This window comes from Kitasatospora sp. NPDC087315, assembly GCF_044744345.1.
Lineage (GTDB): Bacteria > Actinomycetota > Actinomycetes > Streptomycetales > Streptomycetaceae > Kitasatospora.
Genome location: NZ_JBIUYD010000016.1, coordinates 179,001 through 200,913, shown reverse-complemented (window position 1 = coordinate 200,913; position 21,913 = coordinate 179,001). Strand labels below are relative to the sequence as shown.

Genomic DNA, 21,913 nt, shown 5'->3' with positions numbered 1-21,913 from the left:
ATGATTCGAGCATGATTGCCGGTGGCCGTGACTGCCGCCGTTGTGCGGCGCCGGACGACGCGATCAGCGAGGCCGCCCGGGCGCCGGCACCCGGGTGGAGACCGGACGGGGACAGGTGGAGGAACGGGTGGAGACCCGGGCGCGGGCAGTCCACCCACGGGTCCAAGCCACCGCCCCGCCCACCCCCTACCGTCCGAACCATGCCCCAACTCACCCACCGCACAAGGCCGTTCCGCCCCCGCGCCGCGACCGCAGCCGCCGCGACCGCCGCCGCCCTGCTGCTCGCCCCCACCTGCGCCCCGCCCGCCGCCGCGGCCACCGCGCCCGCCCGCACCGCGCCCGCCCGCACCGCGCCCGCCCGTACCGCGCCCGCCTGGGGCGCCTGCCCCGCGCCCACCCCCAACGCCAACGGCACCGTCACCCCCAGGGACCCGCGCCAGCAGTGCGCGAGCCTGCGCGTGCCGCGCGACTACCGCCACCCCGAAGCCGGCTCCATCACCCTGGAGATCTCCCGCATCCGCACCGCCACCCCCGCCCACCGCCACGGCGACCTCCTGGTGGTCCCCGGCGGCCCCGGCGGCTCCGGCCTCGACCACCCCAGCCGGATGGCCACCCAGCTGCCACCCGCCGTCCTCGACCACGACGACCTGATCGGCCTCGACGAACGCGGCATCGGCAACAGCACCCCCGTCGCCTGCGGCCTGCCGCCCGCCGACCGCTCGGCCGCCCTCGCCTACCCCTTCCCCGCCCCGGACGGCACCATCACCGCCAACCTCGCCCACGCCCACCGCGTCGCCGACAGCTGCGCCGCCCGCACCGGCGGCTACCTCGCCGACATCACCACCGCCAACTCCGCCCGCGACCTCGACCGCGTCCGCGCCGCCCTCGGCGACCCCCGGATCTCCTACCTCGGCACCTCCTACGGCACCTACCTCGGCGAGGTCTACGCCACCCTCTTCCCCGCCCGCACCGACCGCGTCGTCCTGGACAGCGTCGTCGCCCCCGGCGGCGAACGGCAGGCCCTCGGCCTGCTCGGCCAGGGCGCCGAGGACGCCTTCCCCGACCTCGCCGCCTGGCTGGCCGCCCACGACAGCACCCTCCACCTGGGCGCCGACCCGGCCGCCGTCCGCGCCACCTACGACCGCCTCACCGCCCGACTCGACACCACCCCCCTCGTCCTGGGCGACGGACGCGTCCTCACCGGCAACGCCCTGCGCACCGTCACCTACGCCACCCTCGTCTCACCCGCCTACTACCCGACCGCCGCCGCCGTCTGGCAACGCGCCGCCGCCACCCCGCCCACCACCCCGCCCGCCACCCCGGCCGCCACCCCGGCCGCTGCCTTGTCGGCCGCTGCCGACGGCCCGGCCGGCCCGCTGCCCGGCGTCGTCCCCGACAACTTCATCGCGGCCCAGGACGCCGTCCTGTGCGGCGACACCCCCTGGCCCCGCGACAGCGCCTACTACGCCGCCCGTACCGCCGCCGACCGTATCCGCCACCCGCTCACCAACGGCATGCCCGGCAACGTCTGGCCCTGCGCCTTCTGGCACTACCGCCCCGCCGAACCCCCGGTCCGCATCACCGGCGCCGGCCCCCGCAACATCCTTCTCCTGCAGGACCTGCGCGACCCCGACACCCCCCTCACCGGCGCCCGCCGGACCCGGCGCGCCCTGGGCCACCGGGCCGCCCTGCTCACCGTCGACGCCGCCGGCCACGGCGTCGACTTCGCCGACCCGCGCGTCCGCGACCCGCTGACCGCCTTCCTCCTCACCGGCCGGCTCCCCGGCTGACCCCGACCCGGCTGACCCCCGACCTGCCGTCCGCCCGCCGTCCGGGACACCGCCGCGCCGCCCCGGCGCCCACGTCCCGCGCGCCCCACGTCCCGGGCCCCGTCCCACGAACCGGCCCACACCCCCCGTACCCTGGGCGAACCGCCCCTGACCAGCGCACCCGCACCCGCGCCCGGGGGCACGGGCCCCCGGCCACCGTGGCCGGGCGGTGACAGACGGACCGTCGCGCGAGGATGGGCAAGGATGCAGTTCGACGACCAGGGCGACCTCGACACCTCACAGGTCGACGACCGGCGCGGAATCCCCGGCGGGAAGATCGCCATCGGCGGCGGCGCCGTGGGCCTGATCGCGGTCCTGTTCGCCGTCCTGCTCGGCGTCGACCCCGCCGTCCTCGGCCTCACCGACGGCACCTCCGGCTCCGGCTCCGCCGCGGGACCCCGCACCGCCGGCGAGGTCCAGAAGACCTGCAAGAGCGGCGCCGACGCCAACCGCCGCCAGGACTGCCGCATCGTCGCCGTCACCAACAGCCTCCAGGACTACTGGCGCGCCGAACTGCCCCGCCACGGCACCGCCTACCGCCCCGCCGAGACCGTCCTGTTCACCGACCGGGTCTCCACCGCCTGCGGCCCGGCCACCTCCGCCGTCGGCCCCTTCTACTGCCCCGGCGACCGCAAGGCCTACGTCGACCTCGGCTTCTTCGACGAGCTATCCACCCGCTTCGGCGCCCGCGGCGGCCCCTTCGCCGAGGCCTACGTCATCGCCCACGAGTACGGCCACCACATCCAGAACCTCACCGGCACCACCCAGAAGGTCGGCGGCGACCGCCAGGGCCAGAACAGCGCCTCCGTCAAACTCGAACTCCAGGCCGACTGCTACGCCGGCGTCTGGGCCCACCACGCCACCACCACCCCCCAGCCCTCCACCGGCCGGCCCCTGATCAGCGCCCTCACCGACCAGGACATCGCCCAGGGCCTCGACGCCGCGGCCGCCGTCGGCGACGACCGCATCCAGAAGCAGGCCACCGGCCGCGTCGACCCCGACACCTGGACCCACGGCTCCTCCGACCAGCGCAAGACCTGGTTCACCACCGGCTACCGCACCGGCGACATGGCCCGCTGCGACACCTTCGCCCAGCGCTGACCGACGCCGCCCACCCTGTCATCCGTCAGGGACCGCGGCCGCCCCGGCGCTCCTACGCTGCTGACGACCGGCCAGGCCAGGCCGGTCGTCACCAGCAAGGGAGACCCTCATGCGCAGGATCCTGCACGCCGCCGCCGCGCTCGCCCTCGCGACCGCCGCGATCACCGTCCTCACCGTCACCGGCGCCCAGGCCGCCGACGGCGGCTCCTGGGAGAACTGCCCCCACGGCGCCGTCTGCGTCTACCCCCAGGACTCGCCCGCCACCACCCCCACGGACGTCTTCTGGAGCTACGGCGCCCACAACCTCAGCAACCAGCACGGCAACCACTGGGTCCTCAACAACCAGTCCGGCGGCGCCCACGCCCACCTGTGCACCGGCTACAACGGCACCGGCTGCGGCTACGACATCCCCGCCCAGAACGGCGTCCACGCCGACCTCGGCCCGATCAACTCCATCACCCTCGACCGCCCCTGACCGGCCCGCGCCGCCAGGCCGGCACCCGGCCCGCCCCCCGACCCGGTCCCGCCGCCGGGGGGCGGCCGGGGCCGGGCGCCCCGCCCCGAAAAAAGAGGCCCCGGAAAATCCGCCGTTTCGCTTTGCCGCCTGCTACAGTCGTTCTTAGTTGCAGTTTTGGTTCCCATGAACTCTGTGTGCGCCTGCTGGTTGTAACGGCAGGCGCATTTTTGTTTCCCGGCTCTTCCCCGGGCGGGTCATCATAGCGGCGACACGGGACCTGCGAGGTGCGGGTTTCGGAATGCCCTTTGAAGGAGAATTTTTAATGGCTAATGGCACTGTGAAGTGGTTCAACGCGGAGAAGGGCTTCGGCTTCATCGAGCAGGAGGGTGGCGGCCCGGACGTCTTCGCCCACTACTCGAACATCAACGCCCAGGGCTTCCGTGAGCTGCTCGAGGGCCAGAAGGTCGAGTTCGACGTCACGCAGGGCCAGAAGGGCCCGCAGGCGGAGAACATTCGCCCGCTGTAGTTCCTGCCGCTGCACGGCTCTCGCCGGACAGCACGGGGCCCGTACCACGCGATCGCGCGGTACGGGCCCTTCGGCATACCCGGCCGACCCCGCAGTCCGGTCCCGCAGTCCGGTCCCGCAGTCCGGTCCCGCAGTCCGGTCCCGCAGTCCGGTCCCGCAGTCCGGTCCCGCAGTCCGGTCCCGTGGCCCGGTCCCGTGGCCCGGTCCCGTGGCCCGGTCCCGCAGTCCGGTCCCGCAGTCCGGTCCCGTGGCCCGGTCCCGCAGTCCGGTCCCGCAGTCCGGTCCCGTGGCCCGGTCCCGTGGCCCGACCCCGTGGCCCGGTCCGGGCGCCGCGTCCCGGCGACACCCCTTTGGCGCCCCTGGCCCGGCGCAGGCCGCGACGGTTAGCCTGGCGGCATGTCCAAACCGGATCAGCTGCTCACCGATATCGCCACCATGGTGGAGTCCACCGGAAGCAACCAGATGCCCGTCACCGTGGTCGTCCCCGGCGCTGTCATCACCGGAAGGCTCGCCGCCGAGGCGGTGTGGCGCGAACGGGTCGCCGAAGTCCTCGAAGCCTCCGAGCACCTCAAACCCTTCGCAGCGCTGTTCACCGACCCCCCGGACGCCTCCTCGGCCACCACCGGGCCGGCGACCCATCTGCACCTGCACGTCGCCAAGATCCTTCAGGGCAGCTACGGCCTGCCCCACACCGGCGGCATGTACCGCATCGCGATCAAGGACGTCAGCAGCTGGAGCGTGGGGGACCTCAGCTACTCCGACCAGTGACCGGCGACCGCCCTGCCCCTGCCCCTGCCCCTGCCCCTGCGCCCCGTCACCGGGACGGGGCGCAGGAGCGGTCCGCCAGGACGGGAGCACCACGGGCCCCGGACCGGTGACGCGCCCACCGCCCCGGCCTGACGGCCTGCCCGGGGGAAGGGCTCAGACCCGGTCGAGGGGCCGGTGCGGCCCGTCCGGGAGCTCCACCGTGACCGCGTCGCCGGGACGCACCACGCCGCCCGCCCGGACGACGCCCATGATCCCGGCCTTACGCACGATATTCCCGGCCTCGTCACGGCCGACGACCTTCTTCAGCAGCCCGTCCCGGAACTTGTCGATCTGCAGGCAGGGACTGCGCAGACCGGTGACCTCCACGACCGCCTCGTCGCCGATGCGCAGCAGCGCCCCGACGGGCAGGCCGAGCAGGTCGACGCCCCTGGTGGTGATGTTCTCGCCGAGTTCGCCGGGCGCCACGTCGAATCCCTCCTCGCCGACTTCGGTGAAGAGCTCCTCGTGCATGAGGTGGACCTGACGCAGGTTCGGCCGGGTGGGGTCCTGCGCGACCCGCGAGCGGTGCCTGACCGTGACGCCGGCGTGCACGTCCCCCTCCACACCGAGCCCCGCGAGCAGCGTGATGCCGGCCCGGTTGGGTTTGGTGAACGAGTACTCGCCGCTGCTGCTGACGGCCGTTACCGTCCCGCTCATCCCGCGAACCCCCTCTTCGGCAGCGGTGGTCCGCCAAGAGCCTAGCCTGCGGTTCCCGGGGCACAGCGCCCGTGTTCGGTCGAGGTGTCCGGGCGGCGGGAGGCGGGGCTGTCGTCCGGCCGGGCGGCCGTTGACCAGGACGGGGGAGGCCCGGCTGGACAGCCTGGTGCCCAGCGCCGCCCGCGCCCTCCGGTTCCGGTCGGGGCGCAGGACCGCGTGCGGGTCGCCGGGGCCGACCCGCCGGTGTCCGCGCGGCCCGCTTCCGCGGACGGGCGGGACGGCGACCCGGGCCGCCTGCCGGCGGGTGAGGGTGCCGCCGTCGAAGACCAGGCCCAGGCCCCCGGGACAGACGTCCGCGGGCACGAAGCCGGCCGTCAGCAGGCGGGTGACGGGACGGCCGAGCCCGGTCTCGACGCGCAGGCGGCGTGCGGCGGCCCCGTGGGGCGGTTCGTCGGGGTCGGCGCTGCCGCCGGGGAGGAACAGGCCGTCCTTGTGGTCCGGGTCCACCAGGAGCACACGGTCGTCCTCGTCGGTGACGAGGACGAGGCATCCCGGTCGGCGGCCGGGCGGGCCGCGCAGGATACGGGTGCCACCGGACGTGCGGGACCGCATGGCCGCACTCCTGCGTGAGGGCATGTCAGGCTCCGGCAACGCGAGTTGGCGGCGGAGCGGGGTCTGGCGGCGCGGTGCGGCGGGCGGGGGCGCCGCCGCACGGGTCACGAGGCCGCGCGTTCGGCCAGCGCGGCGGGGTGCAGACGGGAGGCCCGGTTCCGCGCGGCGAGCTGCTCTGGTGGAGCCGGAAGAACGGGGCATTCATCGCAGGGTTCGCGGAGCACATCCCCATGGAACGCGAAGCCGTCTACGTCAGGCTGTCCGAGACGGACATGGCGCCGGGCATCCTCCAGCACCTCGGCTACGCCACTGCTCACGAGTCCGGCGCGGTGAAGCCGCCCCGGAACAGGCGGAGGATCGGCTCAGGTTCCTGACGACGCGACAGCGGAAGCCGGCTGATCCGACACCCGTCCATGTCGTCCTGGATGAAGGAGTTCTTCGCCGGCCGATCGGAGGGCCCGCGGTCATGGCCGAACAGCTCGGCCGCCTTGAGGAGTCGACCGAGAGATCGCACGTCATCATTCAGATCGCGCCCTACCGGCCTGCCGAGGAGCGTCCGGCTGTCGGACGCCGGCAGCCCCGAAGCCCCGCCCCCGGCACAGACAGTCGAACCAGCCGGCTTCCCGTTCACTGTCGCACAGCAACGCTCGACGGCGCCTGGGTGTTCATGCGATCGGTTGCAGCGGCGCAGCCGGGTCGTGTGGCCCGGCTGCGCGACCCGGGTTCCTTCCTCTCGGCGTGCGCGACCCGGGTTCCTCTCGGCGTGCGCGTCAGCCGGTGGCAGCCGCCCGGTACGCCGCCAGGGCAGCCGGGAGGACGGCCTCCACGCCGGACAAAGGCTTCTGCGTCACCACCTTGTGCACCGCGAGGATCACGTCGCCCTCGCGGACGAAGGCCGTCTCGGTGATGAAGGGTTCCGGGTTGTCGGGGAAGGCCGAGGTGATCCGGAGCACCAGGCCGTCATCCGCCGGAACGCCGGCTTCTGCCGTGGACACGGCGTTCACCGTCGGGGAACCCCGACGGGGAGCGTGTCCGTGCAGGAGGCGCAGCGCTGCGCGGTGCTTCGGATGGCGGCCAGGACGGCGGCGGCCTGGCCGGGCGCGTAGCGGTCGAGCGACTCCTGGCCGAACCAGCCGAAGCCGTCCGCGTCGGCGGAAGGCTTCTCCAGCCCCACCGCCACGTCCTCCAGGGGCCGGGCGCGGGCCGTCAGGAAGTGGCCGGGCGAGAGTCCCGGGCACGGCACCGACGCGATCGGGGCGCCGGAGGCCGGTGTGCCGGCCGTGGCGGAGTCGGTCTCGTCTGTCAGCAACTGGAATTCGGAGGGGAGCTGGCCGGCTGTCGGCAGACCTTCGCGCAGCCGGTCCTGCAGGGGCACCGCAGCGGGGGGCGTGCTGCCCGCGGCCTGCGCGGGCCAATGGTGCGAACAGGCCGACAGGCCCAGTACTGCCCCAACGGCGACGGCCGGCACGGCAGCACTTGGACGCACCGGACCATTCCCCCCCGGCCTCATGATCCCCGCGCCCTCGCACATTCCGGAGGAGTATCTCCGCCTTCGTGACGGCCGGACCGTCCGCTCGCGGCCGCCGGCCCGGCCTCGAGCGGCGCTCGAAGCCGGGCCGGCGGCAATCCCCGGTCGGACCCGCCTCAGCGGGCGGCGGCCTCCGCGCCGTTCGCCGCCTGCCCGGCGGCCTCCGCGAGGCTCAACTCCTCCTCGATGAGATCGGCCGCCCGCCGCGTACCGCCCTCGGCTCGCGTCTGCGCACGCAGCTGCGCCAGGCGGCGGGCCACCTCCGGATCCGCGACGAGCTCCGTCAGCGCTGCCAGCAGCGTTTCCCCCGTCGCCTCCGCTGTGTCGATCCGGCGGGCCACGCCCAGTTCCACCAGCCGGTCGGCGTTGGTGAACTGGTCGACGGCCTGTGGGACGGCGATCATCGGCACGCCGGTGTACAGGCCCTCGCTGCTGCCGCCCATGCCCGCATGGGTGACGAACGCGTCCGCCTGTTCCAGCACCGCCAGTTGAGGCACCCAGGAGTGCACCTCGACGTTGGCCGGGATCTTTCCCAGTTCCCTCGGACCGGTGTACTTGCCGATCTGGAGGACGACGTGCCAGCCGGGCAGGTCCCCGTAGGCCGCCAGGCACTGGCGGTAGAACTCCGGCCGGCGTGTGAACGAGGACCCCAGCGAGACCAGCAGCACCTTCTCCGCGCCGGCCGGACGCTCCCAGCGGCTTTCCCCCGCCCGCCCGGCGAAGCAGGGGCCGACGAAGGTCACCACCTCGGTGTCGACCCGGTCCGCGTTCGGCTGCATGGCCCGTGGAACCGTCGCCAGCACCCGCGCGGGGCGGCCCAGGAAGTCGGCCGCGTCCGTGGTGGCCGCCCCGTTCTCGGCGAGCCAGCGCGCGCCCTTCGCCAGGAAGGCCTCCGCGCCCGGCAGTTGCCACAGCTGTGCTTCGACTTCCTGCTTGTGGCCGTCCCAGGCCACATAGGTCGGGGACAGCTGGACGATCGGCCTGCCCTGTGACTCCGCGAGGACGCGTGCGACGTAGCCGCCGATGTCGTACAGGTAGAGGTCCGGGCGATCGTCGTCGTAGGCGGCGCGCAGTTGCGGGAGCGCCTGGACGGCGTCGTCGAGGAAGGCGTCCATCGCGCCGATGGGGTCCTCGGGCCAGGCGTTGTCGTCGACCGGCAGGCTTGAGCGGTACGGCACGAACTCGGCGCCGGTGGCCGAGATCAGGTCGGCCACCGCCGAGTCGTTGGCGTACGTCACCCGGTGCCCGCGAGCCACCAGCTCGCGGATGATCTCAAGGCTCGGAAGGACGTGGCTGACGGCCGGGATGCCGACCATCGCGATATGGGCACGGCGACGGGTCATGGAAGATCGAACTCCACTTCGGGTCTGCGGCGAAAGGGAATTGGCGCAGCGCCGCGTGAAACCGTCCCGCCGGCCGAGCCTGTCGCGGGAGGGCGCGCGGGTGCGCGGCACGGGATCGGGGCACTGCCCCGCCCGGCGTCAGCCGTAGATCTGGAAGAAAAGCCACATGGCCCGGAACCCTAGCCCGGCCGGTTTCCCGGCGCATCCGCTTTTCCGCGTCGCGTTCCCCGTCCGCGGAGCCCGCGGCCGCCACCGGCGGCCACCACGCCGGGCCCTCGGCATGCCCCGCGACCACACCCGCACAGCAGAACACCGCCAACGCCGTCAACCCGGCTTGGCGGAGCCCGGCCGAAACGCGCGGGCTAGTGGTCCGGGGGCCGGGCGAGCAGTTCGCCGGTGGCGGTGTCGGCCGCCGTCTGGGCGAGCAGCAGCACCCCGGGCTCGGCCACCGGGCGCAGCAGGGAGAACGTCAGCCGCAGCACGTGCGCGGCGTCCCCGGTGTCCGTCACCTCGACCGTGGTGGGCCGGAAGTCGGCGACCGTGCGGCACTGCCACCAGTGCGCGGCGTCGGGCCGCTCCCGGTGGAGGAGCCGGACGATCTCCGAGGCCCTGGGGTCGTCCGGGACGTGGCCGACGGCGGTGCGGAACTGCTCGTACAGGCCGCGCAGCAGCGGTTCCCGGTCGGCGATCCGGTAGCGGCCGCCGGGCCCGGCGGCGAGTTGCAGCAGCAGGTTGCGCCGCTCGTCGGGGAGCTCGCCGGGATCGCCCCACAGGCGGCGGTGGGCCGCGTTGCCCGCCAGGATGTCGAACCGCTCGTCCATGACCAGCGTCGGGGTGGCGTGCCAGCTGCCGACGAGCGCCAGCGTCTGCGGCCCGGCCCCGGCCCGTTCCGGCCGCCCGGCCAGCGGGGGAGCGGGCAGGAACCCGGCCAGCGCCAGGGCGTGCCGGTGGGCGTCCGGGTCCATCCGCAGCGCCCGGCAGACCGCGTCGATGACCTGCCGCGACGTGGCCACACGCCCCTGCTCCAGCCACGTGTACCAGGCGACGCTGACGCCGGCCAGCGCGGCGACCTCCTCGCGCCGCAGCCCCGGGGCACGGCGCCGGCCGCCGCTGCCGAGGCCGACGTCCTGCGGGCCCACCTGCGCCCGCGCGGCCCGCAGATGGGCACCGAGCTCACGGCGCAGCGACACGTCCATGCCCCGATCCTACGAGGCCGCTCCTACGAGGCCGCTCCTGCGGGGGCCGGGGCTGTTCCTATGAGCAGGGCTCACCCCATGAACGGTGGCCTGCCCCGGCCGGGCGGGGCGCGCGAGGCTGACGGCATGACAGCAGAACAGCAGACACCCCTGGTGTGGCGGCGGCGCAACGACTCCTCCCACCTGACCGAACCCCGCGTCCTCGTCCGGGTCTTCCTGCGGCCCGACGGCCTCGACGAGGGCATCGCCTTCTACGAGCGGCTCCAGGGCACCGAGACGGACGCCAGGTTCTCCTTCGGCCCCCTGCGGCTGGCCACCGTCGGCGCGTTCCTCCTCATCTCGGGCACGGAGGAGGACCTGCGGCCCTTCCGCGCCACGGCCGGCACGCTGCTGGTGGACGACGTGCAGCCGTACTACGACCGGCTCGTCGCCGAGGGCGCGCAGATCACCTTCCCGCTCCAGAAGGTCCCCACCGGTGCCGGCTTCAACGCCCGCCACCCCGACGGCACGGAGGTCGAGTACGTCCACCACCGCCCCACCGCCCAGGGCGACTGAGGACCGGTGCGCCCCCGCACGCCGCCGGTGTGCGGGGGCCCGGACCCCCGTCCCCCGGAAGCCGGGTGACGCCCCGGACCGGCCCGCCGTGCCCACGCGCACCCCTTCGCCGGGCGGCGGCCCGCGCCGGTCCTGGCCGGAACGGTCCGGGGACGTTTCCGTCCACCGGAGAACCCTTCCGGAGGGCCGGAGCCGCGACGAAGCTGGTACTCGCCACCAGGGAGCACCGCCCGGGAGGCACACCGGACGAAGCGTCACCGCGGGACGCGAGCACCGGAATCCACCGCCACGTCGCATCCGAAGGGGATACCACCGTGTTCCGTACCACCATCGCCAGGGCCGCCGCGGTCACCACCCTCGCCCTCGCCCTCGCCGGCCTGGTCCCCGCCCTCGCCGCCGCCGAGGCAGCCCCGGACCGGCCCGCCACCACCACCGCCACCACCGCCGTGCCGACCCCGGCCCCGACCGCCACGCCGCTCCCGCCCGGCGACATGATCTGGGGCTGACCACCCGCCCCGGCCGCACCCCCCACCGCACCCCCCGCCGCCCCGCCGACCGCTGCTCCTGCAGGGCAGCCGTCCCCGCGGACCTCCGGTTCCGGCCCCGGCGGCCCCGGCGGCCGCGGTTCCACCGGCGCCGCGATCCGCACCTGCCGCCGGGCGGCGGCCGGGTGGCGGGAGCCCGCGCACGCCCCGACCCGTCGTCAACCCGGCGACCGGTCCTTCAGCGAAAGAGTGGTTTCGCTCAGACTTCCCCGGCACCCGGGAAATCCGCGCGACGATTGCCCCGGTGTTTCGCCCCCGAATCACCGGAGCGTCCGTCAGGTGAACCCACGCGGCACGTCCGCGCCGCCGGAGGAGTGAAGATGTCCGCATTCCGCGTCCTTGCCGCCATGACCTCGGCCGCCGTCACGGGTGCGCTGGCCCTGGCCGCCCCGACGGCCGCCTCGGCCGCCGCCGGCACATTCGTGGTCAGCCAGGCCCAGTTCAACCAGATGTTCCCGAACCGCAATTCCTTCTACACCTACCAGGGCCTGACCGACGCGCTGAGCGCCTACCCCGGCTTCGCCGCCACCGGCGGCGACACGGTCCGCAAGCGCGAGGCGGCGGCCTTCCTCGCCAACGTGAGCCACGAGACCGGCGGCCTGAAGTACATCGTCGAGCAGAACACCGCCAACTACCCGCACTACTGCGACACTTCGCAGCCGTACGGCTGCCCGGCCGGGCAGAGCGCCTACTACGGGCGCGGCCCGCTGCAGCTGAGCTGGAACTACAACTACAAGGCCGCCGGCGACGCCCTGCACATCGACCTGCTGAACAACCCGTACCTGGTGGAGAGGGACGCCGCCGTCTCCTGGAAGACCGGCCTGTGGTTCTGGAACACCCAGAAGGGCGCCGGCACGATGACCCCGCACGACGCGATGGTCAACAACAGGGGCTTCGGCGAGACGATCCGCAGCATCAACGGCGCCCTGGAGTGCAACGGCAACAACCCCGGCGAGCGCCAGGACCGCATCAACCTCTACCAGAACTTCGCCGGCGTCCTCGGCACCGACGCCGGCGGCAACCTGTCCTGCTGACCGGGCCGCGCCCCTCTCCTCCGCACCGCCCGTACCGCCCGCTGCCCGCCGCCGGCCCCGGTCCCGACCGCGGGTCAGCGGCGGGGCTCCGCCAGCAGCAGCGCGTTGAGCTCGCCGTAGGCGAGCCCGCCCTCCAGGGCCCGGCAGGTGCCGTCGGTGAGCAGCTCCCGGGCGGCGCGCGCGACCAGCCCGTACGCCGCCTCCGCGATCGAGGACCCGGCGCTGACGCGGGCGACGCCCAGCGCCGCGAGCGCGGACACGGCCCAACCCCCGGGGCCGGCCAGGACGTTCACCGGAACGGGCACCGCCTCCGTGAGCGCCGTGACGGCCGCCGCGTCCGGCGTGCCGAGCACGAACACCCCGTCGGCGCCGGCCGCCACGTAGGCCTCCGCCCTGGCCAGGGTCTCCCTCCGCCACACCGAGGGGTCACCGCCCGGCAGACGGTGGGTGTCGATCCGGGCGTTGACGAACAGCGGCACACCGGCGCCGTCCGCGGCGCCGCGGGCCGCCGCGATCCGCTCGCACTGCTCCCGGACGGGGCGCAGCGGGTCGGGGCCCGAGCGGAGCGAGTCCTCCAGGTTGATGCCGACGGCTCCGGCGGCGAGGACACCGCGCACGGTCTCGGCCACCCCGGCGGGGGCGGACGCGTAGCCGCTCTCGACATCGGCCGTCACGGGAACGTCGACCGCGGCGGCGACCCGGGCGACCAGGCCGAGGCCCAGGTCCCGGTCCAGGCGGTCGCCGTCGCCGTGGCCCAGGGCCCACGCGACGCCCGCACTGGTGGTGGCGACCGCGGCGGCGCCGGCCTGCGCCACGATCCGCGCGGAGGCGACGTCCCAGGCGTTGGGCAGCACCAGGGGCCGGCCGGGGACGTGCAGCGAGCGGAACAGCAGGGCCTTGTCGCGAAGCGTCGTCATGCCGGCATTCCACCAGAACGGGACGGCGCGCGGCCGCCCGGGCGGTCCGCCGGCGCCGGCCCGCCGCGAGTCCTCCCGCGCCAGGGCGAACTCCACTCCCGGCCACGCCCGTTGACGCCTTACCCGGTGCGGGACGGTGCCCGGCCGCCGCGTACGCTGCCCGCATGTCCTCCGCCGACGCGTACCGCCAGGACCTGTCCCCGCTGGAAGTCCGGCTCAGGCCCTGGGGCTTCGCCCCTGTTCTGCTGGGCTTGTCCTTCCCGGTCCTGCTCTCCCTGCGGCTGCTGCTCGATCCCTCCAGCGGCCTCTCCTTCCCGCTGGGGTGCGCCACCCTCGCGTTCGGTGCGGGGGGTGCGGTCTTCGTGCTGACCGTGCGCCGTCGCCTGCGGGCCATGGGCTGCCTGGTGCGTCTGGATGCCGAAGGGGTCACCGTCCACGGCCGGCGCACCGTCCCCTGGCCGGACCTGAGCGAGGTCCGCTGGGGCCCCGGCGGCGGCCGGCGGCCGGCCGCCGTGGTCTTCGTCGCCCGGCCGGGCGTCACACTGCCCGCGCTGCCGTCGGTCCTGCCCTTCTCCCGGCCCGCGGCCCGGGCGGCCGCCCTGACCCGGCGGTTCGGCAGCCCCCTGGTCATCCTGCCGGGCGGCCTGGACACCACCGCGCCCCGGATACTCGCCGGTGTGCAGCGCCTCAGCGACGTGCCGCTGAGCACGGACTGAACCAGCCCCGCCCGCCTGCGCGTGCGGCACACCCATTGGCGTGCGCGACCGGTCAGGCGGTCAGGCGGTCAGGTGGTCAGCCGGACGAGGGCAGGGCCGACGGCTGCTGGAGGCAGGCCTGGGCGCGGCCGAGATCGCGGCGGGCGTGGGAGAGGTGCCAGTGCTGCAGGACGTGGGCGGCGCCGAAGAGCCGCGCGCAGGCGTCGAGACGGTGTGCGGCGCTCTCCAGCAGGACGGCCGCCGCCTGCATGCGCTCGTCGTTGTGCCGGGCCCGCCAGGCGGCGAGCTCGTGGGCCAGTTCGGCGAGTTCGCCCGTACCCGGATCCTCCGGAACGGGCGCGCCCCACCAGGCGAGCTGCTCGCCGAGGTGTTCCAACAGACGCTGGCGTGTTGCCGGCTCCCGCATCCTGGTGCCCCCGCGCTTTCCCGTACCCCCTCGGGGGCCCGTTCGGACTCCCGGCTGTGATCATCCCTCATCGGGCGGCCGTTCATGCGTGTTTTCGCGAACCCGACCCGACCGGGGGACACCGGGCCCTTCGCCCGGGGCCGGATCCGCGCGGGCACGGTGAGGCCGATGTGGCGTACGCCGTACGGCAGTTCGAGGACGGCGTCGGGCCGCGGCCGGTCACGGCCCGGGGCGGCGCCAGGCGGCGGCCGCGCGCCTGGTGGCGGTCAGCGCGGCGTAGCCCGTCGCCGCGTAGGCGAGCAGAACGAGGCCGACCAGCCAGAAGTACCCGGCGTCGGACCAGGAATGGCCGGAACCGAAGAGCTGGACGAGGGCCGCGACGACCGTGGCGAAGACGGCGATGAGCACGACCGGAGCCGCGCAGAGCACGGGCACGAGAGCCGCCAGCAGACCGAGCAGCGGCACGGCGCCGCCGTCGCTCCTGAGCACGAGGACGTAGGCGAGCAGCGCGAGAGCGGCGCACGTCAGCGTGTAGTACGGGCTCCAGCCCTCCCACCGGACGATCTCGTCGAAACCGCCGCCCGCGTCGTCGCTGAAGTTCGCGGCGAGGACGCAGGCGAACACGTGCGTCGTGTACAGCCAGGCGGCCTGGAGGCAGAGCACCGCCAGGCTCGCGCAGGAAGCCAGGATCCGCCGGGGGACGGGGACTTGGCGCACGTGCCGGATGCTGAAGCGCGCCGCGGCCAGTACCGTGCGGCCCGTGCGCCGGGTGGCCCGGTAGGTGCCGCGCCCCCACTGGTAGCACGTTCCGGCGGCGATCACCGCGATGAGGAACGACGCGACGGCGCCGGGGCCGAAGACGAGGTTCACGAGGCGGACCAGGGCGTCCGACAACTGCGGCAGATCGATGCCCTGGCTCTCGGCAAGGGTGGTCACCGGGTCGTTCTCCAACGGGGTGTCAGGCGGTGCGGAGCCTGACAGTGTAGGACCCGGCCCCCGGGCCGGGGAAACCGGGACCGGCACGGCCGTTCCGGTTCAGGGGCACGGCTCCTCCCGGCCGCGGGGGCCGTGGTCAGGGGTTGCGCGCGGCCTCCTCCAGGGCCGCGAGGACGCCGGCCGGGGTCCAGTGCCCGGCGGCGCCGGGGCGGGTGGCCAGGTAGCCGGCGGCCCGTCGCGGGCTCCAGCCGTGGGCCTCGGCGAGGCCGGCGGCGAGGTGGCGGAGGTAGGCGGGGGAGGGCGGGCTGAGGTCGGCGCCGTCCAGCCGCCACGGCGCGGTGAGGGTCAGGACGGGCAGGCCGCCGAGGGTGCCGGGGCACACGAGCGTCTCGTACCGGCCGGGGCCGAACCGGTCGCGGCCGGTGCCGAGCACGGGTGCCAGGTCGAGGTCGGCGCCCGGCTCCCGGCGCATCTCCTGGGCGGCGATGTCACTGAGCTGCCCGGTGGTGACCAGATAGGCGCGGGCGGGCATCCGGCCGGGCCCGTCGGGGTCGTAGAAGGCCATCCCGCCGGTCCACACGAGCGACTCCAGGGCGAAGTACAGCAGCCCGGGCAGCAGCACCGGAGCCGTCCGTTCGGGCGGCCGGGTGTCCCGGCACCCGGGATACGTCCGGGCGCCGCCCGCGGGCCGGCCGCCGCGCAGGTAGCAGGCCAGCCGGCCGGCGTGCATGTTCGAGCCGTAGGCGGCGTACCAGACCCGGCCGCGGGCCCCGGCTCCCGCGGCCGGACCCGTCGGGCCGGCCGGCCGGCCGAGGGTCCGTCGTGTGTCGTCCATGGCGCACGACGGTATCCAGCGGCCCCCGGGCGGGCCACGGTCACCGCGCGGCCGGCGGTCTTCCGGGAGCCGGTGCCGGTGCCGGGGGCCGGGCCGCACGCGTGATCGGTGCTCCGGCGCGGCCGTGCCGCCCGTTCACGCGCCGCGCCGGCGCCGGGCCAGCCAGAGCGCACCCGCACCGGCGGCCAGCAGGGAGGCGGCGCCGGCGAGAAGGGCGGGAGCCTGCTCCGACCCGGTCTCGGCGAGCCGGCCGGTGGACGCGCCGCCCGGGGTGCCCGGGCCCGGGGCCACGGCCGGGACGACGGCCGGGGTGCTCGGGACCGTGGTGGCCGCCGCGGTGGTGGACGGGGCCGTGGTGGTCGGCACGGTGGTGGCCGTGGCGGTCGGGGTCGGGGTCGGGGTCGGCGCGGTGATCCGGACGGTGGTGCCCGCGGCGCACATCGTCGTCCCTCGGAACGGCAAGGCCGCGGGCTCGTTGACGAAGACACAGGGGCTCAGCTCGGTGGTGCCCGTCGGGGTGCCGGCGCCGAAGGACACCCGGACGCGGGTGGTCGTGGTGGTGCCGGTGCGGATGCCGGAGTCACGGCCCTCCAGGTACACCCCGGGCCGGTCCCCGGGGTCGCCCGTGGGCACGGCCGGCAGCGTCGCCCAGGACCCGTCGGCCCTGCGGACCTGCACGGTGGCGTGCTCGTCGGTGAACAGGACGTTGCCGACGTTGATGTAGTCGGAGAGGGTCGGGTTCGTCAGGACGGCGTCGAACTCGACGGGGGCGCCGCCGGCGACGGCGGTGGCGGGCACGTGGGTGAGTGAGGTGGAGACCGAGTCGACCCCGATCGTCCTGGTCTCCTGGGCCAGCGCGGTCCCGGAGCCGTCGAGCGCGGACACGGCGGAACGCAGCTCCATGGACCGCAGCCCGCCGTTGCTCATGCCCTCGTGGGGCCGGCCCATCGGGGCGCCGATGCGCAGCTTCAGCGTGGTGGTGCCGCCGGCGGGGACGGTGAGGCCGGCGGGCAGCGTGCCCTGGTGCGAGACGTGCTCGTCCGTGGCGGTGTACTTCAGGGGGAAGGACTTCCAGACGCCGTCGGCCGGGTCCTGGTAGTCGATGGTGATCGCGCCGCCGGGCGTCCCGAGCTCGCTGGTGGTGTCCAGTGCCAGGCCGTACCGGGTGGTCTCGGTGCCCGGGTTGGCGATCGTCTCGGTGAACTCGACGGGCTGTCCGGCGAAGCCGACCGAGGCCGGGGCCTGGACGGTGAGCGAGGCCTGCGGCGGCGTCTGCGCGGAGGCGGCGGGTGCCGGCAGCAGGACCGTCCCGCAGACCAGCGCGACCCCGAGGGTGGCGGCGGCGGTGGCGGTGCGGCGCGAGCGGCGGACACGGGTGACGACGGACATGGAACGACCCTTCGGGTGCTGGCTGCGGGCATGCGTCGGAAGCGACGCGCGCTGCCGGTGGATTGGGTACCGCGGGCCGAAACTGCCTCCGGCCACGTGGTGCTGGTCGTACTCGCGGGGGCTTCCCGCCCGCTCGTGTTCTCCGGGGCGGTTTCCCGCCTCTCACCTATGGAGACGTGTGACCCCGTCCGGGGTTGCAGGCGGGTTCCATAAATTTTTTCCGGCCGCCGTCCGCCCGTCCCCGCCCGTCCCCGCCGGAGCCCGGGGGAGCCCGCCGGAGCCCGGGGGAGTGCCGCGGCGGGCGGTTCAGCGGGCCGGCGGCCGGTGGCCGCTCGCGGTGTTCAGGGCCTCCCAGCCGCTCAGCTTCACCCGGTCGCCCCGGCCGAGGACGGCCGCGCTCCGGTGCTCGCTCTCGTCGATGCCGAGCCACTCGGCGTAGGTCACCGGACGCACGCCGCGGGCGGCCAGCTGGTCGGCCAGCGGCGGCGCGGCCGGATCCGGCCGGTGCGCCGGCACCGCGCCCGGGGCCCGGTCGGCGAGCAGGGCGCGGACCGTCTGCGCGGCGTCGGCCCTGTTGGTCCCGATCACCCCAAAGGGCCCGCGCTTGAGCCAGCCGACGACGTACTCGCCCGGCCGCGGCCGGCCGTCGGCGTCCAGCACCCGCCCCTCGGCGTTGGGCACCACGGCGCGCCGCGCGTCGAAGGGCACCCCGGCCAGCGGGACGGACCGGTAGCCGACCGAACGCAGGACCAGCTGCACGGGGAGCACCTCGTACACGCCGGTACCGACGGCCAGGCCCGGCTCCGCCGGCACGGTCCGCTCCAGGCGCAGCGCGCTCACCCGGCCGGTGCCGAGGATCTCCACCGGCCGGCGCCAGAACCGCACCGACACCCGCCGGGGCCCGCCCCGCCGCTCCCGGCCGGCCCAGTCCGCGAGCACGGCCAGGTTGCCCCGCACCCGGCGGTCCGGCGCCGCGGGGCCGCCGGCGTCCCCGGCCGGGGCGTCCCCGTCGAGTTCGCCGCGCGCCGCCTCGACGGTGACGTCGACGCCCGGCAGCTCGCCGAGCTCGCGCAGCTCCCTGGTGGTGAAGCGGGCCTGGGCGGGCCCGCGGCGGCTGATGACGTGCACCTCCTCGACCCGGCTGGCCGCCAGGGCCGCGAGCACCGGCTCCGGCACGTCGGTGGCGCCGAAGTCGGCGGCCGGGCGGGCCAGCACCCGCGCCACGTCGAGAGCCACGTTGCCGGCCCCGATCACCGCGACCGCCCGGGCGCCGAGGCCGAACATCGCCGGGTCGACGTCCGGATGCCCGCAGTACCAGCGGACGAAGTCGGCGGCCGCGGCACTGCCCGGCAGGTCCTCGCCGGGCACCCCCAGCGTCCGGTCCCGGGCCGCGCCGGTCGCGTACACCACCGCGTCGTAGCAGGAGAGCAGCATCTCGCGGGTCACCTCCCCGCCCAGGCGCAGGCCGCCGAGGAACCGCACCCGCGGGTGTTCGAGCACCCGCCGCAGGTAGTCCGCGATCGACCTGATCGACGGGTGGTCGGGGGCGACGCCGTAGCGCACCAGCCCGTAGGGGGTGGGCAGCCGCTCCAGCACGTCCACCGCGACGTACGCGGCCTGCTGGACCAGCGCCTCGGCCGTGTAGAGGCCGGCCGGACCCGAGCCGACCACCGCCACCCGCAGGCACGGCGCCCCCTGGGCCCGGGGCGGGCACGGGAGAGCTGTCATGGCCTCCTCCTCCCGCCGCGGCCGTGAACGCCGCGCCCGCGCGGGCGCGGCAGGCGGGCGGCCGGATGCGGAGGGCCGGGTACGGACGGGTCGGATCGACGGGCGCCGTCGCCTCCATCGTCGCACCCGCCCCGGCCGCCCCGCACCGGAGCGGTCGGCCGGGTGAATGAGCGGGCCGTCGTGCGCCCGCCCGCGGCGGCGGGGGCACGGATGGGGCGAAGGGTTCCCACGAAAGAAAGGCCCTACCGTGAGCCGCGCACTGATCGTCGTCGATGTGCAGAAGGACTTCTGCGAGGGGGGAAGCGTCCCGGTCGGGGGAGGCGCGGACCGGGCCGCCGCCATCGCCCGCCTGGTCCGGCGCTCGGCCGGCCACCGGTACGCGCACGTCGTCGCGACCCGCGACCACCACATCGACCCGGGCAGCCACTTCTCCGACCACCCGGACTTCCAGAACTCCTTCCCCGCGCACTGCGTGGCCGGCAGCGAGGGAAGCGCCTTCCACCCGGACTTCGCGCCCGTCGTCCCCGAGGCCGTCGACGAGGTCTTCTACAAGGGGGCGCACTCCGCCTCCAAGAGCGGCTTCGAGGGCGCGGCCGAAGACGGCACGTCCCTGGCGGACTGGCTGCGCGCGCGGGGCGTCGGCAAGGTCGACGTCGTCGGCATCGCCACCGACAACTGTGTGAAGGCCACCGCGCTGGACGGCGTACGGGCCGGCTTCGCCGTCCACGTCCTGCTCGACTACACGGCCGGGATCGCCGCCGACAGCACCGACCGCGCGATCACCGAACTGCGCCGGGCGGGCGTCGTGCTGAGCGGCGAACCCGTCGTCCTCGGCTGAGCCCGCCCGCACCGCGGTCATCCCGCCGTCCATGGGCGGGCTGTGACGCGATCGCACCGCCACCGCGTTGGAAGGGCATGAGGCACACGACGGAGCACGACCCGGCCCCCGACCGGCCGGCGGACTTCCTGGAGTTCGCCGCCGGGCGCGGTCCACACCTGGTGAGAACGGCGTTCCTGCTCACCGGCGGCGACGCCCATCTGGCGGAGGACCTGGCCCAGGAGACGCTGGGCCGGATGTTCGCCAGGTGGCGCACCGTCTCGCGGCTGGCGAACCCGGCCGGCTACGCGCAGACCACCCTGGTCAACACCTTCCTCACGCACAAGCGGCGCCGGAGCAGCGGCGAGCACGTCACCGACACGTTCTCCGAGACGCCGGTCAGCGACGCCGACCCGCTCCTGCGGCTGACGCTGCTCCGCGCGCTCGCCCAACTCCCGCCCCAGGACCGGGCGGTGCTGGTGCTCCGGTTCTGGGAGGACCGCAGCGTGGAGGAGACGGCGGCGGCCCTGAAACTGCGGGCGGGCGCGGTCCGCACCCGCAGCGGACGGGCACTGGAGCGGCTGCGCTCCGTACTCGGCACCGAACTCGCAGAACTGGCCACGAAGTGACGCCGAACCCGTCCGGACCCCAGCCCGAGGAGAGCCGCACCATGCCGTACGAGGACGATCTCGCCAACGCCCTGCGCGGGGCGGCCGAGCTGGCCCCTCGGCCGCACCTGGCCGCGTTCGCCGCCGGTGCCGCCGCCCGTGGCCGGGTGATCCGCCGGCGCCGGCGCGCCGCCGTGCTGGCCGTGTCCACGGGGATGGTCCTGCTCGCACTGACCGCCGCCGCCGTGCTCCCGGGCGGTGGTGGCGGCGGCGTCGCTCCGGCCGGCGAGCAGCCGATCACCGGCGCCTTCATGGAACGGACCGTCCGCACGCTGCTGCCGCCCGGGACGGTGTCCGACGCCCACGGCGCGGGCCTGGGGGAGGTCCAGCCGCCACAAGCCGGCCCCCAGGTGGTCTTCGTGTTCGACGACGGCCACGGCCCCACCCGGCTCAGCCTGACCACCGAACGGGTGGCCCTGCCGGTCGACGCGAGCACCGAGGGCACCGAGTGCATGACGGGGGACCAGCCGGGCGAGTGCGAGCGCACGGTCCGCCCCGACGGGACGATCGTCCTGGTGCAGTCGGCCACCGGGCGGCCGGGGTCGGCGGACCGCACCCGGACCGTCCTCGCCACCGGACCGGACGGACGCCGCATCCGCCTGGACGCCGTCGCCGGCGCTCCCGGACAGACGGCCACCGCGACGGACATCTCCATCACCGTGCCGCAGATGGTCGCGATCGTCACCAGCGGCGACTGGGACCCGGTGTTCGGCGCACTGGTCGCCCCGAAGTACCCCAAGACCGCCTTCTCCGGCCTCCCGGCGGCCAGGATCGCCGAGACCGCCGTCGCCCTGCTGCCCCAAGGCGTGACGGCCACCGTCCCCGAAGGCCGGTTCGGCGACGGCCAGTCGGATCTGACGCTGGCCGGCCGGGACCGCCAGGCCCACCTCGGACTCACCGCGCAGCGCGGCGCCGTCATCACCCGGGAGGCCTTCGAGTCGAGCGTCGATCCGAACTCCCGCGTCCGCACCGCTGACGGGACCTCGGTGGTCCGCCGCGAGGTACGGGCGGACTCGGACGAGAACGGCCCGGTGCTCTCCTGGGCCGTCGAGGCCCTCCACCCGGACGGCACCCGGGTGAGCGCCGTTCAGACCGCCCCCGGCGTCTGGCCGGACGTCCCGCCGCTGCCCGGACGCGAGGTGCTGACCATGGACCAACTGGTCACCCTGACGGCCTCCCCGACCTGGCGCGGCTGACACCTCCCCACCGGGGGCCGGGCACCCGATGACGGACCACCGGCCCCCGCGGAGCGCTCGCACGGACGAACAGCGACGGGCCCGGCACACTGTGTGCGCCGGGCCCGTCGTTTCG

General features: G+C 75.3%; 24 protein-coding genes and 2 pseudogenes. 14 read left to right on the top strand and 12 right to left on the bottom strand.

Annotation, left to right across the window (positions count from 1 at the left end; all coding sequences use genetic code 11):
* Positions 1 to 200: 200 nt before the first annotated feature.
* From ACIO5D_RS23770 to ACIO5D_RS23750, 5 genes are all read left to right on the top strand, one after another.
* Positions 201 to 1,790: an alpha/beta hydrolase gene (locus ACIO5D_RS23770; protein WP_400797563.1), complete on the top strand. Its 1,590-nt coding sequence runs from the start codon at positions 201 to 203 to the stop codon at positions 1,788 to 1,790.
* A 243-nt stretch (positions 1,791 to 2,033) separates the two neighbouring features.
* Entirely contained in the window at positions 2,034 to 2,930 is an 897-nt protein-coding gene (locus ACIO5D_RS23765) for a neutral zinc metallopeptidase (protein ID WP_363606110.1), read from the top strand.
* Between the two features lie 109 nt (positions 2,931 to 3,039).
* Positions 3,040 to 3,405 carry a hypothetical protein gene (locus ACIO5D_RS23760; RefSeq protein WP_363606108.1) on the top strand — a complete coding sequence of 122 codons (366 nt, stop codon included), beginning with the start codon at positions 3,040 to 3,042 and terminating at the stop codon, positions 3,403 to 3,405.
* 304 nt (positions 3,406 to 3,709) lie between these two features.
* Complete coding sequence (locus ACIO5D_RS23755) at positions 3,710 to 3,913, top strand: cold-shock protein (RefSeq protein WP_042388274.1); 204 nt, start codon at positions 3,710 to 3,712, stop codon at positions 3,911 to 3,913.
* Between the two features lie 396 nt (positions 3,914 to 4,309).
* The gene (locus ACIO5D_RS23750) at positions 4,310 to 4,681 is read left to right on the top strand and encodes a hypothetical protein (protein WP_363606106.1); all 372 of its coding nucleotides are present in this window, start codon (positions 4,310 to 4,312) and stop codon (positions 4,679 to 4,681) included.
* Between the two features lie 153 nt (positions 4,682 to 4,834).
* Here ACIO5D_RS23750 and ACIO5D_RS23745 read toward each other — a convergent pair whose 3' ends face one another.
* Entirely contained in the window at positions 4,835 to 5,377 is a 543-nt protein-coding gene (locus ACIO5D_RS23745) for an MOSC domain-containing protein (RefSeq protein WP_400652574.1), read from the bottom strand.
* Positions 5,378 to 5,761: 384 nt separating this feature from the next.
* A pseudogene (locus ACIO5D_RS23740) lies at positions 5,762 to 5,989 on the bottom strand (NUDIX domain-containing protein); the annotation flags it as partial.
* Positions 5,990 to 6,219: 230 nt separating this feature from the next.
* Here ACIO5D_RS23740 and ACIO5D_RS23735 point away from each other — a divergent pair.
* Both ACIO5D_RS23735 and ACIO5D_RS23730 read left to right on the top strand, forming a co-directional pair.
* The gene (locus ACIO5D_RS23735; RefSeq protein ID WP_400797608.1) at positions 6,220 to 6,363 is read left to right on the top strand and encodes a hypothetical protein; all 144 of its coding nucleotides are present in this window, start codon (positions 6,220 to 6,222) and stop codon (positions 6,361 to 6,363) included.
* Positions 6,360 to 6,473 (top strand): annotated as a pseudogene (locus tag ACIO5D_RS23730) (Scr1 family TA system antitoxin-like transcriptional regulator); the annotation flags it as partial. The gene ACIO5D_RS23735 and the pseudogene ACIO5D_RS23730, both read left to right, overlap by 4 nt.
* Before the next feature lie 286 nt (positions 6,474 to 6,759).
* Here ACIO5D_RS23730 and ACIO5D_RS23725 read toward each other — a convergent pair.
* The 4 genes from ACIO5D_RS23725 to ACIO5D_RS23710 form a co-directional block, all read right to left on the bottom strand.
* Positions 6,760 to 6,984 (bottom strand): hypothetical protein, encoded by a 225-nt coding sequence (locus tag ACIO5D_RS23725; protein ID WP_400652755.1) that lies wholly within the window; start codon positions 6,982 to 6,984, stop codon positions 6,760 to 6,762.
* 5 nt (positions 6,985 to 6,989) lie between these two features.
* Positions 6,990 to 7,364, bottom strand: coding sequence for a hypothetical protein (locus tag ACIO5D_RS23720; RefSeq protein WP_400797559.1), 375 nt, complete (start codon positions 7,362 to 7,364; stop codon positions 6,990 to 6,992).
* A gap of 269 nt (positions 7,365 to 7,633) precedes the next feature.
* Entirely contained in the window at positions 7,634 to 8,860 is a 1,227-nt protein-coding gene (locus tag ACIO5D_RS23715; protein ID WP_400797557.1) for a macrolide family glycosyltransferase, read from the bottom strand.
* A gap of 362 nt (positions 8,861 to 9,222) precedes the next feature.
* Positions 9,223 to 10,056, bottom strand: coding sequence for a helix-turn-helix domain-containing protein (locus tag ACIO5D_RS23710; protein ID WP_400797554.1), 834 nt, complete (start codon positions 10,054 to 10,056; stop codon positions 9,223 to 9,225).
* A 126-nt stretch (positions 10,057 to 10,182) separates the two neighbouring features.
* Between ACIO5D_RS23710 and ACIO5D_RS23705 the strand changes: the two genes are divergently transcribed.
* The 3 genes from ACIO5D_RS23705 to ACIO5D_RS23695 all read left to right on the top strand — a co-directional run bounded on the left by ACIO5D_RS23705 (position 10,183) and on the right by ACIO5D_RS23695 (position 12,190).
* Positions 10,183 to 10,611 (top strand): VOC family protein, encoded by a 429-nt coding sequence (locus tag ACIO5D_RS23705; RefSeq protein WP_400652563.1) that lies wholly within the window; start codon positions 10,183 to 10,185, stop codon positions 10,609 to 10,611.
* Between the two features lie 314 nt (positions 10,612 to 10,925).
* Positions 10,926 to 11,117 carry a hypothetical protein gene (locus ACIO5D_RS23700; RefSeq protein WP_363606095.1) on the top strand — a complete coding sequence of 64 codons (192 nt, stop codon included), beginning with the start codon at positions 10,926 to 10,928 and terminating at the stop codon, positions 11,115 to 11,117.
* Positions 11,118 to 11,476: 359 nt separating this feature from the next.
* Positions 11,477 to 12,190 carry a chitinase gene (locus ACIO5D_RS23695; protein WP_363606093.1) on the top strand — a complete coding sequence of 238 codons (714 nt, stop codon included), beginning with the start codon at positions 11,477 to 11,479 and terminating at the stop codon, positions 12,188 to 12,190.
* Between the two features lie 74 nt (positions 12,191 to 12,264).
* Here the strand turns inward: ACIO5D_RS23695 and ACIO5D_RS23690 are convergent, their stop codons facing one another.
* Entirely contained in the window at positions 12,265 to 13,107 is an 843-nt protein-coding gene (locus tag ACIO5D_RS23690; RefSeq protein ID WP_400797552.1) for an isocitrate lyase/phosphoenolpyruvate mutase family protein, read from the bottom strand.
* A 164-nt stretch (positions 13,108 to 13,271) separates the two neighbouring features.
* Between ACIO5D_RS23690 and ACIO5D_RS23685 the strand changes: the two genes are divergently transcribed.
* Positions 13,272 to 13,823, top strand: coding sequence for a hypothetical protein (locus ACIO5D_RS23685; RefSeq protein WP_363606089.1), 552 nt, complete (start codon positions 13,272 to 13,274; stop codon positions 13,821 to 13,823).
* Between the two features lie 76 nt (positions 13,824 to 13,899).
* Here the strand turns inward: ACIO5D_RS23685 and ACIO5D_RS23680 are convergent, their stop codons facing one another.
* From ACIO5D_RS23680 to ACIO5D_RS23660, 5 genes are all read right to left on the bottom strand, one after another.
* Positions 13,900 to 14,229, bottom strand: coding sequence for a hypothetical protein (locus tag ACIO5D_RS23680; protein ID WP_400797549.1), 330 nt, complete (start codon positions 14,227 to 14,229; stop codon positions 13,900 to 13,902).
* Between the two features lie 219 nt (positions 14,230 to 14,448).
* A complete protein-coding gene (locus ACIO5D_RS23675) occupies positions 14,449 to 15,165 on the bottom strand; it encodes a hypothetical protein (RefSeq protein WP_400797547.1) in 717 nt (238 codons plus the stop codon).
* 136 nt (positions 15,166 to 15,301) lie between these two features.
* The gene (locus tag ACIO5D_RS23670; RefSeq protein ID WP_400652556.1) at positions 15,302 to 16,000 is read right to left on the bottom strand and encodes a histone deacetylase; all 699 of its coding nucleotides are present in this window, start codon (positions 15,998 to 16,000) and stop codon (positions 15,302 to 15,304) included.
* Positions 16,001 to 16,135: 135 nt separating this feature from the next.
* Entirely contained in the window at positions 16,136 to 17,389 is a 1,254-nt protein-coding gene (locus ACIO5D_RS23665; RefSeq protein WP_400797544.1) for an LAETG motif-containing sortase-dependent surface protein, read from the bottom strand.
* Positions 17,390 to 17,695: 306 nt separating this feature from the next.
* Complete coding sequence (locus ACIO5D_RS23660; protein ID WP_400797541.1) at positions 17,696 to 19,117, bottom strand: FAD-dependent oxidoreductase; 1,422 nt, start codon at positions 19,115 to 19,117, stop codon at positions 17,696 to 17,698.
* Between the two features lie 247 nt (positions 19,118 to 19,364).
* Here ACIO5D_RS23660 and ACIO5D_RS23655 point away from each other — a divergent pair, with 247 nt between their 5' ends.
* The 3 genes from ACIO5D_RS23655 to ACIO5D_RS23645 all read left to right on the top strand — a co-directional run bounded on the left by ACIO5D_RS23655 (position 19,365) and on the right by ACIO5D_RS23645 (position 21,798).
* Complete coding sequence (locus tag ACIO5D_RS23655; RefSeq protein ID WP_400762919.1) at positions 19,365 to 19,955, top strand: isochorismatase family protein; 591 nt, start codon at positions 19,365 to 19,367, stop codon at positions 19,953 to 19,955.
* 77 nt (positions 19,956 to 20,032) lie between these two features.
* Entirely contained in the window at positions 20,033 to 20,563 is a 531-nt protein-coding gene (locus ACIO5D_RS23650) for a SigE family RNA polymerase sigma factor (protein WP_363606083.1), read from the top strand.
* A 41-nt stretch (positions 20,564 to 20,604) separates the two neighbouring features.
* Positions 20,605 to 21,798: a hypothetical protein gene (locus ACIO5D_RS23645; RefSeq protein WP_363606082.1), complete on the top strand. Its 1,194-nt coding sequence runs from the start codon at positions 20,605 to 20,607 to the stop codon at positions 21,796 to 21,798.
* The last annotated feature ends 115 nt before the right edge of the window (positions 21,799 to 21,913 follow it).

What these genes read in the sequence shown, in the direction of transcription:
- ACIO5D_RS23715 (WP_400797557.1), bottom strand. Translation starts at nt 8,860, where the DNA reads ATGACCCGTCGCCGTGCCCATATCGCGATGGTCGGCATCCCGGCCGTC.
- ACIO5D_RS23665 (WP_400797544.1), bottom strand. Translation starts at nt 17,389, where the DNA reads ATGTCCGTCGTCACCCGTGTCCGCCGCTCGCGCCGCACCGCCACCGCC.
- ACIO5D_RS23760 (WP_363606108.1), top strand. Translation starts at nt 3,040, where the DNA reads ATGCGCAGGATCCTGCACGCCGCCGCCGCGCTCGCCCTCGCGACCGCC.
- ACIO5D_RS23765 (WP_363606110.1), top strand. Translation starts at nt 2,034, where the DNA reads ATGCAGTTCGACGACCAGGGCGACCTCGACACCTCACAGGTCGACGAC.
- ACIO5D_RS23735 (WP_400797608.1), top strand. Translation starts at nt 6,220, where the DNA reads ATGGAACGCGAAGCCGTCTACGTCAGGCTGTCCGAGACGGACATGGCG.
- ACIO5D_RS23755 (WP_042388274.1), top strand. Translation starts at nt 3,710, where the DNA reads ATGGCTAATGGCACTGTGAAGTGGTTCAACGCGGAGAAGGGCTTCGGC.
- ACIO5D_RS23705 (WP_400652563.1), top strand. Translation starts at nt 10,183, where the DNA reads ATGACAGCAGAACAGCAGACACCCCTGGTGTGGCGGCGGCGCAACGAC.
- ACIO5D_RS23745 (WP_400652574.1), bottom strand. Translation starts at nt 5,377, where the DNA reads ATGAGCGGGACGGTAACGGCCGTCAGCAGCAGCGGCGAGTACTCGTTC.
- ACIO5D_RS23690 (WP_400797552.1), bottom strand. Translation starts at nt 13,107, where the DNA reads ATGACGACGCTTCGCGACAAGGCCCTGCTGTTCCGCTCGCTGCACGTC.
- ACIO5D_RS23650 (WP_363606083.1), top strand. Translation starts at nt 20,033, where the DNA reads ATGAGGCACACGACGGAGCACGACCCGGCCCCCGACCGGCCGGCGGAC.
- ACIO5D_RS23750 (WP_363606106.1), top strand. Translation starts at nt 4,310, where the DNA reads ATGTCCAAACCGGATCAGCTGCTCACCGATATCGCCACCATGGTGGAG.
- ACIO5D_RS23645 (WP_363606082.1), top strand. Translation starts at nt 20,605, where the DNA reads ATGCCGTACGAGGACGATCTCGCCAACGCCCTGCGCGGGGCGGCCGAG.
- ACIO5D_RS23660 (WP_400797541.1), bottom strand. Translation starts at nt 19,117, where the DNA reads ATGACAGCTCTCCCGTGCCCGCCCCGGGCCCAGGGGGCGCCGTGCCTG.
- ACIO5D_RS23680 (WP_400797549.1), bottom strand. Translation starts at nt 14,229, where the DNA reads ATGCGGGAGCCGGCAACACGCCAGCGTCTGTTGGAACACCTCGGCGAG.
- ACIO5D_RS23670 (WP_400652556.1), bottom strand. Translation starts at nt 16,000, where the DNA reads ATGGACGACACACGACGGACCCTCGGCCGGCCGGCCGGCCCGACGGGT.
- ACIO5D_RS23770 (WP_400797563.1), top strand. Translation starts at nt 201, where the DNA reads ATGCCCCAACTCACCCACCGCACAAGGCCGTTCCGCCCCCGCGCCGCG.
- ACIO5D_RS23695 (WP_363606093.1), top strand. Translation starts at nt 11,477, where the DNA reads ATGTCCGCATTCCGCGTCCTTGCCGCCATGACCTCGGCCGCCGTCACG.
- ACIO5D_RS23710 (WP_400797554.1), bottom strand. Translation starts at nt 10,056, where the DNA reads ATGGACGTGTCGCTGCGCCGTGAGCTCGGTGCCCATCTGCGGGCCGCG.
- ACIO5D_RS23685 (WP_363606089.1), top strand. Translation starts at nt 13,272, where the DNA reads ATGTCCTCCGCCGACGCGTACCGCCAGGACCTGTCCCCGCTGGAAGTC.